Genomic DNA, 18,221 nt, shown 5'->3' with positions numbered 1-18,221 from the left:
TTCCGCCCGGATTAAGGCGAACGCGCCGCAATCCTAGCCGATCATCGTTACCAGGAGTTTCCCGGGGAAAGCCGCCGCCAAACGCCTGCGGCGACGGGTCTCTTCAGACGCGTCTCTCTTCGGGAATGTCTCGCTTCAGGAAACGTCCCTCTTTTAGGAAACGTCTGGCCCGTAGACCGCGGCGATCCGGCCGCCGACGATGCCGCGACCGGTTTCGGCCACCGGACGCGTGGTGCGGCGGGCTGCCTCGCCCTCGACCACCCGCCAGGCGGTGCGGTCGGCGAGCAGCGCGGTCAGGACGGCGTGGTTGAGCTTGTGGCCGCCACGCACCGAGCGGTAGGCGCCGAGCAGCGGCAGACCGGCCAGCGCGAGGTCGCCGATCACGTCCAGCACCTTGTGGCGGGCGCATTCGTCGGCGTAGCGCAGTCCCTCGGTGTTGAGCAGCCGCTCCTCGTCGAACACGACGGTGTTGTCGAACGAGGCGCCGAGCGCATAGCCGGCGCTCCAGAGCCGCGCGACGTCGCACATCAGACCGAAAGTCCGGGCCCGGCCGACTTCGCGGCGGAAACGCTCCGGGTTGAGGTCGAAGGCGTAGCTCTGCTGGCCGATGACAGGATTGGTGAAATCGATCTCGACCTCGGCGCGGAACCCGTCGGCATAGGGCCTGATCTCGCCGAAGGAGTCGCCGATCTTGACCGAGATCGGCTTCAAAACCTGGATGAAGCGGCGCTGTGCCGGCTGGGTCACGATGCCGGCTTGGTCGATCGCCGCAACGAAGGCTGCCGCGCTACCGTCCATGATCGGCACTTCCGGCCCGTCGATCTCGATGATGGCGTTGTCGACGCCCATGCCCCGCAGCGCAGCAAGCACATGCTCGGCGGTGGAAACCAGCGGGCCGTTGCGATCTCCGAGGACGGTAGCGAAATCGGTCGCGATCACCTGCTCGGCGGTGGCCTGAACTTCGCGGTCACTTCCCTCGAGCCCGGTACGGATAAAAACAAAGCCCGCGTCGACAGGCGCGGGTCCAAGCGTGAGCGTGACGGGAAGACCGGAATGAACGCCGACGCCTGCCACACTGGCTTGCGCACGAAGCGTTGTTTGCCGGCTAAATTTCATCAGGAACCGCCCCACTACGACCACCGCGACTTATACTGAACCCGACTGAGCTGCTGAGACCGCTCGCTTCCGAATCCGTATCCCCAAGTCACGGCAAACCATAGTCACTGCCTCAAACAGCGCCAACTCACGCTTTTTTACCGATTGTTACCCCAAACCCGCCGTATTCGCGCCAAGGCTTAACCAAATTGGACCGGAGTTAGGGACCTTTTTCGGTAGTTTTACTGAACCATCGAATATGTAATTAATTATTTAAAATCAGTTGCTTGGCGACGCAACCCGGATATGCACGGGGCAAAAGAAAAGGTCCCGGCAAGCTTCCCGCCGGGACCTTTTTTCGTCTGCCTTATTGTAACAATCCTCAGGTCGCCTGCCGCCGCAGGAAGGCCGGGATATCAAGATGGTCGTCTCCCTGTGGCGCCGGGGCAACAGGCGCAGGACGGCCGTGCATGTCCAGGCCCTGCGGCGCGGGACGACGGGCATACTCGGACACCGGCTCGGTGGACGCGATTTGCTGCGCCACGGTCTTCTGGGGGCGGCGATCGGGCAGCGGCGGCATCGCGGGACCGGCGGTGCGGGCCGCGATCGGCGCCTCGGTCTCCTCGTCACGACGGCCGAGGCCCACATTGGCGAGCCGCTGCAGCAGCGACAGCCGCGTCTTCTGCGGGGTCTCCTCCTCGACCTCGCCGCGGGCCTGGCGAAGCTCGGCCTGGGCGGGCATCGGAAGTTCCTCGATACGCGGCATCCGCGGTGTGCGAACCGGCGCACGCTCGGCCTGCGGCGGGATGAAGGTTTCCGGCGTCATCGGCTCATGCATGGCCATCGGCGCCTGCTCGGGCTCCGGGAACAGCGTGGGCTTCTGCGCGATCGGCCGCACGGTGACGTCGCCATAGGTCTGCATCGGCGCGGGAGCCTGCGGAACGTCCGCAACGGCGGCGGCGATGGCGGCAAGCGCAGCGCGCTCCACGTTCGGACGCGGAGCCGTGGGAGCGGCGGCAAACTGACCCGTTCCTGCGGCCGGGGTCTGCGCTTCGAACTTCTGGGCGCGCTCGGCCATGCGCTGATTGTCGGCGCGCAGCCGCGCGGTCAAATCGGCAAGACGGCTCTCGGCAGCCGCGGCCGGAGCCTGCTGGGCCTGCGGTGCCGGGTTCGCAACCGGCGCACTGGTGGCCTGGGTGTTACGAGCGATCGCGGCCTGCTCGATGCCGGTGGCGACGACCGAGACGCGGATCAGGCCGTCGAGGGCTTCGTCGAAGGTGGCGCCAACGATGATGTTGGCGTCCTGGTCGACTTCCTCGCGGATGCGGGTCGCAGCTTCGTCGACCTCGAACAAAGTGAGATCCTTGCCGCCGGTGATGGAGATCAGGAGGCCCTTGGCGCCCTTCATCGAACTGTCGTCGATCAGCGGGTTGGCGATCGCGGCTTCGGCGGCGGTCAGCGCGCGCTTGTCGCCGGAGGCTTCGCCCGTGCCCATCATCGCCTTGCCCATTTCCTTCATCACCGCTCTCACGTCGGCGAAGTCGAGATTGATCAGGCCTTCCTTGACCATCAGGTCGGTGATGCAGGCAACGCCCGAATAGAGCACCTGGTCAGCCATCGCGAAGGCGTCGGCGAAGGTGGTCTTCTCGTTGGCGACCCGGAACAGGTTCTGGTTCGGGATGATGAGCAGCGTATCGACGACCTTGTGCAGCTCGTTGATGCCCGCTTCCGCGGTGCGCATGCGGCGGCCGCCCTCGAAGTGGAACGGCTTGGTCACGACGCCGACGGTGAGGATGCCCATCTCGCGCGCGATCTTGGCGATCACGGGAGCTGCACCGGTGCCGGTGCCGCCGCCCATGCCGGCGGTGACGAACACCATGTTGGCGCCCGAGAGATGGTCGCGGAGCTCGTCCATGACCTCTTCGGCAGCCGCCGCGCCGACCACCGGCTGCGAACCTGCGCCCAACCCTTGCGTGGCGGCCGTGCCCATCTGCACGATGCGCTGCGCCTTCGACATCGTCAGCGCCTGCGCGTCGGTGTTGGCGACCACGAAGTCGACGCCTTGGAGGCCCGCCGTGATCATGTTGTTGACGGCGTTACCACCGGCGCCGCCGACGCCGAACACGGTGATGCGGGGCTTCAGTTCGTGAATATCAGGAACATTGATGCTGATGGTCATGTTTGCCTCTCGATCACGCGCGCGTGGGTTCGCCCCGGCCGGCGGCCGCGGGAGTTGGTGAAAATCGAATATTGCGGGAAGGAGTCATCAGAAGCCCTCGCGTAGCCATCGTCCGACCTTTCCGAAATACCCGCCGGTCCCCGTCCTGACCTGCTGCCGCGTATGCCGCGGTTCGACATGTTCGTGGTGAACATATTGCGGGTAGACGAGCAGTCCGGCCGGCACCGCGAAGGCGGCGTTCTTCGCCTCGTTGGGCAGCCGGCCGAAACCGAGCGGACGTCCGACCCGCACGGGCCGGCCGAGAATCTGCGTTCCGAGCTCAACGAGACCGGTGAGCTGCGAGGCCCCGCCCGAGAGCACGACACGGCCGTTGGGCTCCGAGGCGAAGGGCGAATCCTTCAGCTTGTCCCGAACCATTTCGAAGACTTCCTCGGCACGATGCTTGACGATGTTGGCGATGGTAGCGCGGGAGACGATCTGCGGCAGATCCTGCTCGTCACCGGCTGTCGGTACAGACATCAGCTCACGCGAGTCCGATCCGCCGGTGATGACGGTCCCATATAACGTCTTGATTCGCTCGGCATCGGCAATGGTCGCGGAGAGTCCGCGCGCCAGATCCATCGTGATGTGTTGCCCGCCGACCGCAAAACCGGCGGCATGTACGAAGCGACCGCCGGAAAAGACCGCGATCGTGGTGGTGCCCGCCCCCATTTCGACCACGGCGGCGCCGAGATCGGCCTCGTCGTCGGTCAGCACCGACAGGCCTGCCACATAGGGGCTTGCCGCCATGGCTTCGACGTTGATGTGGCAGCGTTCGACCGCCAGCATCAAGTTCCGCGCCACCGTGGCGTCGCAGGTGACGACGTTCATGTCGATGCCGAACTGATGCGCAACCATGCCGCGCGGGTCGCGGATGCCTTTGACGCCGTCGAGCGTGTAGCCGACCGGCAGCGCGTGCAGCACGGTGCGGCCTTCGCCGGTGGCGTGGCGCATGCCGGTGGAGGTGACGCGGCTGACATCGGCCGGCGTCACGGCGCCGCCGCGGATGTCGGCGGCAGCTTCGACCAGCTGACCGGAGAGCCGGCCGCCGGAGACCGATAGCAGCACGGACTCGACCCGCACCTTGGCCATTTTCTCCGCAAGCCCGACGGCCTGTCGTACCGCCTGCTCGCATTCGCCGAGATCGATCACGGCGCCGGCCTTCATGCCGCGCGACTGGATCTGGCTGTAGCCGATCAGCTCCACCGCATGGGTCCGGTCGCGCAGGGCTTCGCTCGGCGCCGATGGCTTCAGCCGCGCGATCATGCAGGCGATCTTGCTGGTGCCGATGTCGAGGCAGGCGACGAGGCCGCCGCGCTTGTGCGGCATCGGGCGCGTCTTCGGTGTCTGGGTGCGATCAAGACCGGTCATGCAGCGTCCCCGGCCTTTTTCTTCTTCTTGTCCTTGAACAAATCGTCGCGCGCCTTGGCAGCGTCCTCGGACAGCTGCACCACCAGCCGATCGGGCAGGCGCAGGTCGACCGCGACGATGTCGCGGGAGAACAGCCTGTCCTCCTTGTCGAGCCTGGACAGCATCGCAAGCGCGTTGCCAGCGTCCTGCTCGGGCAGGCGGATGTCGAGGCCGTCCTTGAGCCTCAGATTCCAGCGCCGCTCCCCGACGAAGATTGCGGCCTTGGTGATGGAATTGACCTGCGGATAGCGCGCCAGCAAAGCGAGGAAATCGCGGGCCTGCGTATCGGCGCCCTTGCCGACCACGAGCGGCAGCGACAGGAAGCGGCGCGAGACATAGGGTTCGAGCACGGCGCCGTCATCGGCGATGACGGAGAGCCGGCCGGCCTCCTGCCACAGCGCGAACGCCTTGCGCTCGGTGAGCTCGATCATGAGCTGGCCCGGATAGAGCTTCAGCACGGTCGCATCCGCGATCCAGGGATTGGCCTTGAGCTTGTCGCGCACCGCGTCGGCGTCGAGGAACAGCAGCGAGGATCGGCCGCTGACGCCGCCGATCGCGAGGATCTCGTCCTGGCTGAGCTGCTTGCGGCCGTTGATCACGACCGAGGTGATGCGGAAGCCGGCGGAATTGGCCAGCGCGTTACGGGTGTCGTTGACCGCCGTGATGAAATCCTGGAGATGGCCGCCCTTGACGATACCGAAGCCGCAGCTTCCGATCAGGAGCAGCACCGTCATGCTGATCCCGACCCGGCGCGGCAGATAGCGCTCGACCAGCGCGACCAGCCGCGGCGGCGGCTCGCGCTCGATAACGGCTTTGGCTCGGGTCTTTTCCTTGGCGGCAGCACGGGCGCCGAGAACTCTTTCCTGACGCTTGTCCTGCACCCACTCGCGCAGAAGCACGACCGCTCCGATAGCGGCCGCCTTCAGGTCAGCTTGGGGCCTCAGCGATCTGAAAAGCGACCGAGTGAGGCTTCCTGCTCCATCCATTGCACGAGCTCGTCAACAGTTTGCCCGCGACATCGCGCGGGTCCTGGCGAACATGACGTCTCGGACTTGCCGGGCCGGGTGCTGGTCTTCAGCAGAAGAAAACCTCTCCCCTTCAGAGCGTTCGCTGGGAGTGACAACACCCGCAACGGTCCACGCGCCGGCAGCCAAAGCGTCATATGCGCCGCCAGCGTTAACCTTCGGACGTCCTGGTAAACAAAAGGTAAAGTTCGTTAACGACGTGAGCGTTTTGCCCAGGCCTGTGAGGCATTTATGCCGCAATATCCGGCATTTTACCGGTTTTGGGTTCCAAAACCGGCCGTTTCGCCGGTTCGGCCGTTAACCAGTCCTAATTATTTTCGCACACCGGCCACAGCGAGCTCGACCAGGCCGCGCAGGAAGTCGACGAACGCGATGCCCTCGGCCTTCAGCGCCTTGGGGTAGAGCGAGGACTTGGTCAGCCCGGGCAGCGTGTTGGTTTCGAGATAGATCAGCCCCTTGTCCGAGACGATGAAGTCCGAACGGGAATAGCCGGTACAGGACATCGCCCGGTGCGCCAGCATCGCCTGCTGCTTCAGTGCGGTGGTGATTTCGGGTGCGAAACGGCCGGGACATATCTCCTGGGTCGACTTCAAAAGATATTTCGCCGCGTAGTCGAAACTGCCCTCGCCCGGAATGATCTCGATCGGCGGCAGCGACATGATCGAGCCGTCCGGCCGCTCCAGCACGCCGCAGGTCGCCTCGACGCCGGCGATGTAGGGCTCGATCACGTACTCTTCGTGCTTCGCAGCATTGCGGACGGCGACGAGATCCTGCTTGGCGTTGACGAAGATCAGGCCGTAGCTCGAGCCATCCCTGGCGGGCTTTGCGATCAGCCGGCCGTATTCGGCGAAGGCCTCGTCGATCTGGTCCAGCGCAATGTTGGCCGGCGGCGACACGCCGCCGAGCGCGGCGAAATGCTTGGCCGCGAACTTGTCGAACGCGAGATGCGAGGAGGCCGAGCCCGATCCGGTGAACGGCACGCCGCGCGCCTCGCACATCACCTGCAATTCGCCGTTCTCGGCGCGGCCGCCGTGCAGGCCGAGCACCAGCACGCGATCCTCCGCTTTGGCCTGGTCGAGCGCCTGCTCCAGCGGAATGCCTGACGTGCCCGGCTTGAACTCGTCCTCGAACGGACGGGCATGTTCGAGCAGTTGCTTCGACTGCACGACATGCACCTTGTCCTCGACGTCCCACCACCAGAGATCGGCCTCGGGCAGCGCCTGATGCAGCGCCTGGGCTGAGGCGACCGAAACCAGACGTTCGCGGTTGGAGCCGCCGAAGAGGATGGTGATGCGCATGTTCTCTTGTCGCCTGTCCAAATTAGCCGGGAATTCCGATCCGCTTGATTTCCCAGTGTAGCTCAATTCCGGAATTTGCCTTCACCCGTTCACGCACGGTCTCGCCCAGCGTCTCGATGTCGTGCGCGGTGGCATTGCCCGTGTTGATGAGGAAATTGCAGTGCATTTCGGACACCTCGGCGCCCCCGACGCGCAGGCCGCGGCAGCCGGCGGCGTCGACCAGCTTCCAGGCGGAATGGCCGGGCGGATTCTTGAAGGTCGAGCCGCCGGTCTTTTCGCGGATCGGCTGCGCGGTCTCGCGATGGGTTTGCACTTCCGCCATGCGCGCGCGGATCGCCTCGGCATCCCCGATCTCGCCGCGGAAACGCGCGGAGGTGAAGATGATGGAGGGATCGACGCCGCTGTTGCGGTAGACGAACTTCATGTCGGCATTGGAGAAGACGTGCTTCGTGCCGTCGCGCCCGACGCCACGCGCCTCGATCAACACGTCCCTGGTCTCGCCTCCATTGGCGCCCGCGTTCATGCGCAGCGCACCGCCGATCGTGCCGGGAATGCCGAAGTAGAATTCGAGCCCGCCGATGTTGGCTGACGCGGCGACTTCCGCCACGCGCTTGTCGAGCGCGGCCGCGCCCGCGGTGACGACATCGCCGCTCGCGCTCGCCTCGCCGAAGGCACGCGGCGCCAGCCGCACCACCACGCCCGCCATGCCGCCGTCGCGCACGATCAGGTTGGAGCCGACACCGACGACATAGACGGGAATGTCGCTTGCGAGATGCGCGAGGAAATAAGCGAGATCGTCCTCGTCCGCCGGCGTGAACAACACCTGCGCGGGACCACCGACACGAAACCAGGTGAGCTCGGCGAGCGACTGGTTCGCCAGCAGCCGGCCGCGAAGATCGGGCATCGCGGCTTTGAGGTCGGGTGTGATATCGGGGAAGCCCACTGCCCTACCCCAGCGCCTTCAATTCGCCGGGCAAGGCATAGGCCCATTGCGTGATGTTGCCGGCGCCAAGGCACACGACGAGATCGCCCGACTTCGCCACGCCCTTGACGATGCCGGCGAGATCGGACGCCGCCTGCAGCGGGATCACCTCGCGGTGGCCGTGGGCGCGCAGGCCCGCGGCGAAATGGTCGCGATCGACGCCCTCGATCGGCGTCTCGCCCGCGGCATAGACCTCGGCGACGATCACCGCATCCGCGTCGTTGAAACAGGTGCAGAATTCCTCGAACAGCGACTGCAGGCGAGTATAGCGATGCGGCTGCACGACGGCGACAATCTTGCCGTTGGTGGATTCCCGCGCCGCCTTCAGCACCGCCGCGATCTCGACCGGATGATGGCCGTAATCGTCGATCACGGTGATGCCGTTCCACTCGCCGGTCTTGGTGAAGCGGCGCTTGACGCCGCCGAAGCCCGCGATCGCCTTGCGGATCGCCTCGTCCGAGACGCCGAGCTCGCGCGCGACCGCAATCGCGGCGGTCGCGTTGGAGGCATTGTGGCGTCCCGGCATCGGCAGCATGAGATCGGAGATCTCGTGCACGGCGCCCGTCTTGCGATCGCGGAACGCAACCTTGAACTTCGATCCGCCGCCCATCGGCGTGAGGTCGACGAAGCGCACATCGGCCTGCGGATTCTCGCCATAGGTGATGATGCGCCGATCCTCGATCTTGCCGACGAGAGTCTGCACCACGGGATGATCGATGCACATCACGGCGAAGCCGTAGAACGGCAGGTTCTCGACGAAATGGCGGAAGGCGTCCTGCACCGCCTCGAAGGTCTTGAAGTGATCGAGATGCTCGGGATCGACATTGGTGACGATCGCGACCTCGGTCGGCAGCTTCAGGAACGTGCCGTCACTCTCGTCGGCTTCGACCACCATCCAGTCGCCTGCACCGAGACGCGCATTCGAGCCATAGGCGTTGATGATGCCCCCGTTGATGACGGTGGGATCGAGGCCGCCGGCGTCGAGCAGCGTCGCGACCATCGTGGTCGTGGTGGTCTTGCCGTGGGTGCCGGCGATGGCGACGCAGCTCTTCAGCCGCATCAGCTCGGCCAGCATCTCGGCGCGGCGCACCACGGGGATGCGCCGTTCGCGCGCCGCCGTCAGTTCCGGATTGTCGCGCTTGATCGCGGTGGAGACCACGACGACGTCGGCGCCGTCAACGTTCTCCGCCTTGTGGCCGACCGAGACCTTCGCGCCGTTCTTGCGCAGACGGTCGAGATTGTAATTGTCGGAGGCGTCCGAGCCCTGCACGGAATAGCCGAGATTAAGCAGCACCTCGGCGATGCCGCTCATGCCGATCCCGCCGATCCCGACGAAGTGGATGGGTCCGATCTCGCGCGGCAGTCTCATGGCGTATCCCGCAGTTCCCTCGTCATGCCCGGGCTTGTCCCGGGCATCCACGAATCCTTACCACTTCTTGCAAGACGTGGATGGCCGGGACAAGCCCGGCCATGACGGCAAAAGTAGGAATTCTGGCTGATTTCGCGTCAGATTCCCGCGATTTTGGCCACCAGATCGGCCAACCGCTCCGCTGCGTCGAGCCGGCCGGCGCCACGGGCGGCCTGCGCCATGGCGGCAAGACGCGCGGGCTCGGCGGCGAAGGCGGAGATCTCGGCGGCGAGGCGATCGGAGGAAAACTCGGTCTGCGGAATGCGGATCGCACCGTCGACCTTGGCCAGCACGCCGGCATTGGCGAACTGGTCCTGGTCGATCGCGCCCGGCAGCGGCACCAGGATCGAGGGCCGCCCGATCGCGGCGAGTTCGGCCACAGTGCCGGCGCCTGAGCGCGACACCACCAGATGGTTGGAGGCCAGCCGCGCCGGCAGATCGGTGAAAAACGGCGCAAGGTCGGCCTTGATCTTCAGCCTGTCGTAGACCGCACGCACGCGCGCCATGTCCTCGTCGCGCACCTGCTGGGTGAGGACGAGCCGGCTCCACAGCGCAGGCTCGAGGCGCTCGATCGCGCCCGGCACGATGTCGGCCATGATGCGCGCGCCCTGGCTGCCCCCGACGACGAGCAGGCGCAGCGGGCCGTTCACTTCAGGCGCAGCATACGGCACGCCAGCTGCGGCGAGGATCGCCGGCCGCATCGGCGTGCCGACCGTGGTGGTCTTGCCTGATAGCGCCGGATCGCGGTCGAGCACGCCGGGCAACGACGTCGCAATGGCGCGGACGCGGCTCGACAGGAACCTGTTGGCGCGGCCGAGCACGGCATTGGCGTCATGGATGATGCCAGGCACGCCCGCGAATTTCGCCGCGACCAGCGGCGGCAGCGTTGGATAGCCACCGAAGCCGACGACGGCGACCGGCTTCAATCGCTTGATCAGGCTGTAGGCCGACAGCGTGCCGGCCGCGAGCGTCAGGCCGGCATAGGCCAGCTGCAGCGGATTGCGTCCACGCGCAGTCTCGCTCGAGACGACGTCGATCATGTCCTTGGTGAACAGCCCGCTGTAGCGCAGCGCGCGCTCGTCCGTGACGAGGCGAACGCGGAATCCGCGCCGGATCAGCTCGACGCCGAGCGCCTCGGCTGGAAACAGATGGCCGCCGGTGCCGCCCGCGGCGAGAAGAATCAGGGGGGAGGTGTCCATGGTGGGGAGTTTTACAGTGTCTCCCCCGTCATTGCGAGCGAAGCGAAGCAATCCAGACTGCCACCGCGGAGGGATTCTGGATTGCTTCGCTTCGCTCGCAATGACGAAAAACTACGCGTAACTCCGCATCGCCTCGGCGTGGCCGCTCGCCTCGATTTCGGTGCGCGGGCGCAGCCGCGTCAGCGCCAGCATCATGCCGACACCATAGGCCAGCGACACGATCGAGGAGCCGCCATAGGAGATGAAGGGCAGCGTCATGCCCTTGGCGGGGATGAGCTGGAGATTGACCGACATGTTGATCGCGGCCTGCACGCCGAACAGGATCGCAAGACCCGAGGCCGCAAAGCGCGAGAACATGTCCTCGTTGGCATAGGCGCGCGACAGCGTGCGGATGACGACGAACGCAAACAGGGCCAGCATCGCGAGGCACAGGATGATGCCGAACTCTTCGGCGGCAACCGCGAACACGAAGTCGGTGTGGCTGTCCGGCAGGCTGCGCTTGGCGATACCCTCGCCCGGTCCGAGCCCGAACCAGCCGCCGTTGTAGAAGGCCTCCATCGCGGTATCGACCTGGAAGGTGTCGCCCGAAGCCGGATTCATGAAGCGCTTGATGCGACCGGCGACGTGGGGAACAAAAAGATAAGCGCTGAACAGTCCGGCGGCGCCGAGGCCGGCGAGCCCGAACACCCAGATCATCCGCATGCCCGCAATGAAGAACAGCGAGCCCCACACCATCAGGATCAGCATGGTCTGGCCGAAATCGGGCTCCATGACGAGAAGCGAGACCAGCATCAACAGCAGCGCGAGCGCCATCGAGGTCGCCGGCATCTCCGGCCGCTTGGTCGATTCCGCGAACAGCCAGGCGGCGATGACGACGAACGACGGCTTTGCGATTTCTGAGGCCTGGATGTTGACGCCGAGCAGCGTGATCCAGCGCCGCGAGCCCTTCACCTCCGGGCCAATCGCGAGCGTCAGCACGATCAGGACAATGCTGGCCGCGAAGATGATCAGCGCCGAGCGACGGATCGCCCGCGGCGACAAAAAGGACACCCCGAGCAGCACCAGGCCGGACGGCGCCAGGAACATCACGTGGCGGCTGAAGAAATGGAAGGGATCGAGCCCGATGCGGGTCGCAACCGGCGGGCTCGCCGCCAGCGACAGGATCACGCCGGTCAGCATCAGCGCCAGGATGGCTCCCATCAGCGGCTTGTCGACGGTCCACCACCACTCGGAAAAGGGGGTGCGTTCTTCACGGGAGAGCATGGCGGCCGCTTTCGGACAGAGGTCGGTCCATTGGTCGCCGAGGTTGGTTACCGGGAGGTTAAGGCGAGAGATAACTTTTCGGAGTTGTGGAGCGACGCCCTCTAGGCTTTCGCCAGGAAGCAATTTCCTTTTCCAAGTCGTGATCCGTGGACAATTCCTCGATCGCTTGTTTCGCCGCTGCGCTCTCGGATTTCCTCAGAGCTGTCAATAACAACAGGCGGCTCGGACCGTGTGACCTGTCTTTGGCAAGGGCGATCAGTTCATCAATTGTGCCGTCGGTTGCTGTTGCCGCCAACGCGACTGCCAAGCCGGCCTTTGCGCCGCAAGGGCGAGTGCCGTTCTCATAACTGGAAGCAGCTTTGCGGTATTCCGCAACAAGAATTAGCCAAGCGCCGCGCGCATCAGGAACGGCAAGGATTCTGGCCAATGTCTCCCGCGTTGGATCTGAGTAAGGCAACACAAGATGTTTCAGAAGTACCGGAATGGCGGCGGGATATGGGGCAGACCTCATAACGAGGTCTGAGAGAAATTTAACGCTAATGCCCGCCGCCTGAAGTTCGACAACAATTGGTGCCTGCTCTTCCTGGAACCGCGCAATCCGCTCAGCCAACGCAAGCTCCCGCTCTCTCTTCCTGGCCATGAATTCGGGATCAGATTCCAATATAGCGGCTAGTTCAGCAGCCGTGACTGGTCGGCGCCTCTTTGTCATTGAGCACTCGTTTCATGACTGACATCCCTACACCACCGGCTTCACGCCCGGCAGCGCCTGCACCAGCTCGCGGAACCTGGTGCCGCGAATTTCGAAATTGCGATACTGGTCGAAGGAGGCGCAGGCGGGTGACAGCAAGACCACCGCGTCGGTGATGCCCGACGCCTCCGCATCGCGTGCGGCTTGCTCGACGGCGACGTCGAGGGTCTGGCTGATCTCGTGCGGCACTTGCGTGCCGAGCGTGCCGGAAAATTCCGGCGCGGCCTCTCCGATCAGATAGGCTTTTCGGATGCGCGGGAAGTAGCCGGTGAGGCCAGTGATTCCGCCGGCCTTCGGCTTGCCGCCCGCGATCCAGAAGATGTCCGAAAAGGACGACAGTGCGTGCGCGGTGGCGTCGGCATTGGTGCCCTTGGAGTCGTTGACGAACAGCACGTTGCCGCGACGACCGACCTGCTCCATGCGGTGCGCGAGGCCCGGAAAGCTGCGCAGGCCGTCCTGAAGCACGTCCAGGCTGATGCCCATGGCGAGCGCGGCGGCGGCGGCACAGGCCGCGTTCTGCGCATTGTGCTGGCCGCGCAACGAGCCGATGCCGCCGAGCTTTGCGATTTCGCTGCGCGCGCCGCCTGCGGTGCGCACGATGGTGCCGTGCTCGACATGGATGCCGCTGGCCAGCGGATTTTTGACGGAGATGCGCACCACATTCTTGCCGGCGCGATCGAGCCGGTCGGCGATATCCCGGCAAAAACCGTCGTCGACGCCGACGATCGCGGTACCGCCGGCCTGCACACCGGCAACGAGGCGCTCCTTCACCGCGGCGTAATGCGCGATGGTGCCATGGCGATCGATGTGGTCTTCGCTGACATTGAGCAGAATGCCGACGGAGGGATCGAGCGAGGGCGTGAGGTCGATCTGGTAGGACGACATCTCGATGACGTGGACACGGCCCATGCGCGGCGGCTCCAGCGACAGGATCGCGGTGCCGATATTGCCCCCCATCTGGGTGTCGTAGCCGGCGACCTTGGTCAGATGCGCGATCAGCGCCGTCGTAGTGGACTTGCCATTGGTGCCGGTGATGGCGACGAACGGCGCATCCGGCGCGTGCCGGCGCCGTTCGCGGCAGAACAGCTCGATATCGCCGATCACCTCGATAGCGGCCTCGCGCGCCTTCAGCACGCTCCAATGTGGCACCGGGTGGGTCAGCGGAACGCCGGGCGCGAGCACCAGCGCGGCGAAATTCGCCCAGGAGACGTTGCGCAAATCAGCCGTGATGAAGCCGGCTTGCGCGGCCTTGGCGACGTTGTCGGCATTGTCGTCGGCGGCGATCACCTCGGCGCCGCCCGCTTTCAACGCGTGACAGGACGCGAGCCCCGAGCCGCCGAGGCCGAACACCGCGACTGTCTTGCCGGCAAAGGACGTGACGGGGATCATCGACCGCTCACCGCAGCTTCAGCGTCGACAGGCCGGCGAGCGCCAACATCACCGAAATGATCCAGAACCGGATCACGATCTGCGGCTCGGTCCAGCCGAGCTGCTCGAAATGGTGATGGATCGGCGCCATCCGGAAGATGCGCTTTCCCGTCATCTTGAACGACACCACCTGCACGATGACGGAGACCGCCTCCAGCACGAACAGGCCGCCGATCACCGCGAGCACGATCTCGTGCTTCACCGCGACCGCGATCGCACCCAGCATGCCGCCGAGCGCGAGCGAGCCGGTGTCGCCCATGAAGATCGAGGCCGGCGGCGCGTTGAACCAGAGGAAGCCGAGACCGGCGCCCAGCAGCGCGCCGCAGAGCACCGCGAGTTCGCCGGTGCCGGCAACATATTTGATCTGGAGATAATCGGCGAACACCGCGTTGCCGGCGAGATAGGCGATCATCGCAAAGCTCGCGGTCGCGATCATCACGGGCACGATGGCGAGGCCGTCGAGACCATCGGTGAGGTTCACCGCGTTGCCGGCGCCGACGATGACGAAGGCGCCGAACACGACGAAGAACCAGCCGAAATGCAGCACGGTGTCCTTCAGGAAAGGAATCGTCAGCGCCGTCGACGCGGGATCGCGGTTCAGCCGCACCAGCGCGTAGCAGGCAACCAGCGCGATCGCTGCCTCGATCAGCAGGCGAAGCTTGCTGCCGAACCCGGTCGTGGTCTGCTTGGTCACCTTGAGATAATCGTCATAGAAGCCGACGAAGCCGAAGCCGAGCGTCACCGCCAGCACGATCCAGACGTAAGGGTTGAGCGGATTGGCCCACAGCACCGTGCCGACCGTGAGGCCGGACAGGATCATCAGCCCGCCCATGGTGGGCGTGCCTTTCTTGGCGAGATGCGATTGCGGACCATCGGCCCGGATCGGCTGCCCCTTGCCTTGCCGGATGCGCAGATGGTCGATGATCCAGGGCCCGAACAGGAACACGAACAGCGCGCCGGTGACGACAGCGCCGCCGGTGCGGAAGGTGATGTAGCGGAAGACGTTCAGGAAGGTGCGAACGGCACCGAAGCCCGGAAATGTGTTGGAGAGCTCGATCAGCCAGTAAAACATTCAGACGGTCCTATGGCGCCTTTGCACGCGCCTTGATCTTGGCCTTATCAACCTGTCTCACGCGCATTCGCTGGTCTTCATGCTGGGGTCGGGCGACCTCTAAAGAAAACGAACGGCTTCGCGCCGGAAAGGTGGGATTCGGGAACAGCGCCTTCCAAGCAGTTTACGCCCTTGCCTGCAAGGCGGCCACTAGGCCCGGCACAAACTTGTTGACCCAGAACATCTTCTTGCTGCCCTTGACAACCACGACATCGCCTGACCTCAGCAGATTTGCGACCTCGCCCGGCTTCAACGTAACGGGGTCGTCGTGCCAGCCGAGACCCTTGCCGGCAGGAAGCACCTCAAACAGGTGACGCATCAGGGGCCCCACGCAATAGACGCCGTCGATGCCGTCGAGATGCCTGGCAAGATCGGTGTGATAGGCCGGCGCGCCGTCGCCCAGCTCCAGCATGTCGCCGAGTACCGCAATGCGGCGGCCGCCGGTCGTGTTGCGCGCCTGCAGGCTTTGCAGCGCGGCAGCCACGCTGGCGGGATTGCCGTTGAAGCTGTCGTCGATCACGGTGACGCCGCCGACCGCCTGCTCGACGCCACGGCCGGTCATGATGCCGACCCGATCGAGCTTGATCGCAAGCGTCGCCGCATCGAGGTTGGCCGCACGGATCGATGCGAGCGCGGCGAGCGCGTTCTGGACGCGGTGCGGCGCGCCCGGCGTCAGGCTGAACGCGATCTCCTTCTTGCCAAGCGCGGCCACGACCTGCCAGCTGTCGCCATGCGGTGCGTGCGCGACCTCGTGCACCTCGGCTTTGTCGCCGAAGCGTATGACCTTGCCCTTCCAGTCCGGCGCCTTGATGCCGGCGGGCAGCACCAGCACGCCTTCCGAAGGCAGGCCGAGTGCAATCGATACCTTCTCGCGACGGATGGCTTCGAGCGAGCCGAGCTTCTCCAGATGCACCGGCTGAACGTTGACGACGAGCGCGACTGTCGGCCGCGTCAGTTCGCTGAGCCGCGCGATTTCGCCGGCCTGGTTCATGCCCATCTCGACGACCCAGAGGCTGGCATCGGGCCGCGCATTGCACAGCGTCAGCGGCACGCCCCAGAAATTGTTGAAGCTCGACGGGCTGGCATAGGCATTGGGGTAGGCCGCGAGGAATTCCTTGGTGCTGGTCTTGCCGGCGCTGCCGGTGAGCCCGATCACCGGTCCGTTGAAGCGCGCACGTGCCGCGCGCGCTAGGCCCCAGAGTCCGTCGATCAGCGTGTCCTTGACGACGATCTGGGGAATGCGGATGCCCGCGATCTCGTGCGGCACGATCATCGCGACCGCGCCCGAGGCTTCCGCCTTGTCCGCGAACTCCCAGCCGTCACGCGCGCTGGCGAAGGCCGAGATGAAGCCGCCGCTCGGGGTGCCGCTCAGCGCCACGAACAGGCTGCCCGGTTTCACCAGCCGGCTGTCCTGGGTGACGAAGTCGATCGGCGTGTCCGGGAACGATCCGGCAGCGCCCAGCGCGCGCGCCACTTCGGCCACCGTCCATATGGGCGCGCTCATGCAATCCTCGACGCTAATGCGGCGGCGACCGCCTCGTGATCACTGAAGGGCAAAACCTCTCCGCCGACGATCTGCCCGGTCTCGTGGCCCTTGCCGGCGATGAGCAGCGCATCGCCATCTTGCAATTCCTCGATCGCGGTGCGGATCGCCGCGGCCCGGTCGCCGATTTCGCGGGCGCCCTTGGCGGCGGCGAGGATTTCGGCGCGAATGGCCTCCGGCTTCTCGCTGCGCGGATTGTCGTCGGTGATGATGATTCCATCGGCGTTGCCGGCCGCGATCTCGCCCATGATCGGACGCTTGCCGACATCGCGGTCGCCGCCGGCCCCGAACACGACGACCAGCCGGCGCCTGGCGTAGGGACGCAGCGCCTGCAGCGCCTTGGCCAGCGCATCGGGCTTGTGCGCGTAGTCGACGAAGATCGGCGCACCGTTGCGCTCGCCGACGCGCTCCAACCGGCCCTTGGCGCCTTCGAGACCTTCGAGGCTCGCGAACACGTTTGCGGCGTCGCTGCCGGTGCCGATGGCGAGACCGGCCGACACCAGCGCATTCTCGATCTGGAATTCGCCGACCAGCGGCAGCCGGATCGTATGCCGCTTGCCGCGATGTTCGAGCGCGAGCACTTGCGAAAACCCTTCGACCTCCGCACCGGCGAGACGAATGCCCTCGCCGGCCCCGTCGCCGTTGCGACCGACCGCCATGACGCGCAAGCCGCGCGAATTCGCAGCACTGATCGCCTCCGCCGAGCAATCATGATCGGCCGAGATCACGGCCGCGCCTCCCGGCGGAACAAGCTCGCGGAACAGCCTGAGCTTGGCCGCGAGGTAATGCGCGACGGTCGGATGGTAATCCATGTGGTCGCGGGAAAGATTGGTGAAGCCGCCGGCGGACACGCGCACGCCGTCGAGGCGATATTGGTCGAGCCCGTGCGAGGAGGCCTCGAAGGCGAGATGCGTGACGCCCTCGCGCGCGATCTCGTCGAGTTGCCGGTGCAGCGCGATCGGATCGGGCGTCGTCAGCGAGCCATAGACGGTACGCTTCGGCGAAACGAGGCCGATGGTTCCGATGCTGGCGGAGGCGTGCCCGAGCCGCTCCCATATCTGCCGGGTGAATGCGGCGACCGAGGTCTTGCCGCTGGTGCCGGTCACCGCCGCGATGGTCGCAGGCTGCGCGGGGTAGAATTTGGCCGCGGCCAGCGCCAGCGCGCGGCGCGGATTGGCAACCGCAATGAACGGCACCTTGCAGCCATCAGGCGCGTTGTCGCCGACAACCGCCACCGCGCCTGCGGCAATCGCGGCATCGATGAAGCGCGCACCGTCGGTCTTGCTGCCCGCGAGCGCAAAGAAGAGATCGCCCGGCTTGACCGCGCGGCTGTCCAGGGCAACGCCGGTCACGTCGAGCGCCGCGACGGCGGGCTCGAGTGCGGCATCATTGCCCTGAACGTCCCGATCGAGAAGGTCGCGCAGCTTCATGGTCTTCCAGTCGACATGCCGGACCGGAACACCGAATCTGCAGGGAAATCCCGACTCAGCAGC

General features: G+C 65.6%; 14 protein-coding genes. All 14 read right to left on the bottom strand.

Features of this window, described 5'->3' with window-relative positions:
* Positions 1-153: 153 nt before the first annotated feature.
* Positions 154-1,116, bottom strand: a complete 963-nt coding sequence (gene lpxC, locus AC0L3U_RS03020) for a UDP-3-O-acyl-N-acetylglucosamine deacetylase (RefSeq protein WP_026232696.1) — start codon at positions 1,114-1,116, stop codon at positions 154-156.
* A gap of 361 nt (positions 1,117-1,477) precedes the next feature.
* Positions 1,478-3,274 (bottom strand): cell division protein FtsZ, encoded by a 1,797-nt coding sequence (ftsZ, locus tag AC0L3U_RS03015; protein WP_473360630.1) that lies wholly within the window; start codon positions 3,272-3,274, stop codon positions 1,478-1,480.
* A gap of 87 nt (positions 3,275-3,361) precedes the next feature.
* Complete coding sequence (ftsA, locus tag AC0L3U_RS03010) at positions 3,362-4,684, bottom strand: cell division protein FtsA (protein ID WP_007613530.1); 1,323 nt, start codon at positions 4,682-4,684, stop codon at positions 3,362-3,364.
* Positions 4,681-5,709, bottom strand: coding sequence for a cell division protein FtsQ/DivIB (locus tag AC0L3U_RS03005; protein ID WP_473360629.1), 1,029 nt, complete (start codon positions 5,707-5,709; stop codon positions 4,681-4,683). The genes ftsA and AC0L3U_RS03005 overlap by 4 nt, the downstream gene beginning before the upstream one ends.
* A 350-nt stretch (positions 5,710-6,059) precedes the next feature.
* Complete coding sequence (locus AC0L3U_RS03000; RefSeq protein WP_473360628.1) at positions 6,060-7,046, bottom strand: D-alanine--D-alanine ligase family protein; 987 nt, start codon at positions 7,044-7,046, stop codon at positions 6,060-6,062.
* Between the two features lie 22 nt (positions 7,047-7,068).
* On the bottom strand, positions 7,069-7,989 hold the full coding sequence (gene murB / locus AC0L3U_RS02995) for a UDP-N-acetylmuramate dehydrogenase (protein WP_473360627.1): 921 nt from the start codon (positions 7,987-7,989) through the stop codon (positions 7,069-7,071).
* 4 nt (positions 7,990-7,993) lie between these two features.
* Positions 7,994-9,397 (bottom strand): UDP-N-acetylmuramate--L-alanine ligase, encoded by a 1,404-nt coding sequence (gene murC, locus AC0L3U_RS02990; protein WP_473360626.1) that lies wholly within the window; start codon positions 9,395-9,397, stop codon positions 7,994-7,996.
* Between the two features lie 137 nt (positions 9,398-9,534).
* The gene (murG, locus tag AC0L3U_RS02985) at positions 9,535-10,635 is read right to left on the bottom strand and encodes an undecaprenyldiphospho-muramoylpentapeptide beta-N-acetylglucosaminyltransferase (protein WP_473360625.1); all 1,101 of its coding nucleotides are present in this window, start codon (positions 10,633-10,635) and stop codon (positions 9,535-9,537) included.
* Positions 10,636-10,746: 111 nt separating this feature from the next.
* Positions 10,747-11,898, bottom strand: a complete 1,152-nt coding sequence (gene ftsW, locus AC0L3U_RS02980; RefSeq protein WP_473360624.1) for a putative lipid II flippase FtsW — start codon at positions 11,896-11,898, stop codon at positions 10,747-10,749.
* Positions 11,899-11,956: 58 nt separating this feature from the next.
* On the bottom strand, positions 11,957-12,508 hold the full coding sequence (locus AC0L3U_RS02975; RefSeq protein WP_473360623.1) for a hypothetical protein: 552 nt from the start codon (positions 12,506-12,508) through the stop codon (positions 11,957-11,959).
* Between the two features lie 126 nt (positions 12,509-12,634).
* Positions 12,635-14,035 carry a UDP-N-acetylmuramoyl-L-alanine--D-glutamate ligase gene (gene murD, locus AC0L3U_RS02970; RefSeq protein WP_473360622.1) on the bottom strand — a complete coding sequence of 467 codons (1,401 nt, stop codon included), beginning with the start codon at positions 14,033-14,035 and terminating at the stop codon, positions 12,635-12,637.
* Positions 14,036-14,042: 7 nt separating this feature from the next.
* Positions 14,043-15,146: a phospho-N-acetylmuramoyl-pentapeptide-transferase gene (gene mraY, locus AC0L3U_RS02965; protein ID WP_007600847.1), complete on the bottom strand. Its 1,104-nt coding sequence runs from the start codon at positions 15,144-15,146 to the stop codon at positions 14,043-14,045.
* A gap of 163 nt (positions 15,147-15,309) precedes the next feature.
* Positions 15,310-16,689, bottom strand: coding sequence for a UDP-N-acetylmuramoyl-tripeptide--D-alanyl-D-alanine ligase (locus AC0L3U_RS02960; protein WP_473360621.1), 1,380 nt, complete (start codon positions 16,687-16,689; stop codon positions 15,310-15,312).
* A complete protein-coding gene (locus AC0L3U_RS02955) occupies positions 16,686-18,158 on the bottom strand; it encodes a UDP-N-acetylmuramoyl-L-alanyl-D-glutamate--2,6-diaminopimelate ligase (protein ID WP_473360620.1) in 1,473 nt (490 codons plus the stop codon). Before AC0L3U_RS02955 ends, AC0L3U_RS02960 begins: the two co-directional genes overlap by 4 nt.
* Positions 18,159-18,221 lie beyond the last annotated feature (63 nt).

The sequence above is a fragment of the Bradyrhizobium sp. Kon69 genome (assembly GCF_055807515.1).
The sequence above is the reverse complement of the archived record's forward strand: the minus strand, read 5'-3'. Positions and strand labels throughout refer to the sequence as shown.

What these genes read in the sequence shown, in the direction of transcription:
- lpxC (WP_026232696.1), bottom strand. Translation starts at nt 1,116, where the DNA reads ATGAAATTTAGCCGGCAAACAACGCTTCGTGCGCAAGCCAGTGTGGCA.
- ftsZ (WP_473360630.1), bottom strand. Translation starts at nt 3,274, where the DNA reads ATGACCATCAGCATCAATGTTCCTGATATTCACGAACTGAAGCCCCGC.
- ftsA (WP_007613530.1), bottom strand. Translation starts at nt 4,684, where the DNA reads ATGACCGGTCTTGATCGCACCCAGACACCGAAGACGCGCCCGATGCCG.
- AC0L3U_RS03005 (WP_473360629.1), bottom strand. Translation starts at nt 5,709, where the DNA reads ATGGATGGAGCAGGAAGCCTCACTCGGTCGCTTTTCAGATCGCTGAGG.
- AC0L3U_RS03000 (WP_473360628.1), bottom strand. Translation starts at nt 7,046, where the DNA reads ATGCGCATCACCATCCTCTTCGGCGGCTCCAACCGCGAACGTCTGGTT.
- murC (WP_473360626.1), bottom strand. Translation starts at nt 9,397, where the DNA reads ATGAGACTGCCGCGCGAGATCGGACCCATCCACTTCGTCGGGATCGGC.
- murG (WP_473360625.1), bottom strand. Translation starts at nt 10,635, where the DNA reads ATGGACACCTCCCCCCTGATTCTTCTCGCCGCGGGCGGCACCGGCGGC.
- ftsW (WP_473360624.1), bottom strand. Translation starts at nt 11,898, where the DNA reads ATGCTCTCCCGTGAAGAACGCACCCCCTTTTCCGAGTGGTGGTGGACC.
- murD (WP_473360622.1), bottom strand. Translation starts at nt 14,035, where the DNA reads ATGATCCCCGTCACGTCCTTTGCCGGCAAGACAGTCGCGGTGTTCGGC.
- mraY (WP_007600847.1), bottom strand. Translation starts at nt 15,146, where the DNA reads ATGTTTTACTGGCTGATCGAGCTCTCCAACACATTTCCGGGCTTCGGT.
- AC0L3U_RS02960 (WP_473360621.1), bottom strand. Translation starts at nt 16,689, where the DNA reads ATGAGCGCGCCCATATGGACGGTGGCCGAAGTGGCGCGCGCGCTGGGC.
- AC0L3U_RS02955 (WP_473360620.1), bottom strand. Translation starts at nt 18,158, where the DNA reads ATGAAGCTGCGCGACCTTCTCGATCGGGACGTTCAGGGCAATGATGCC.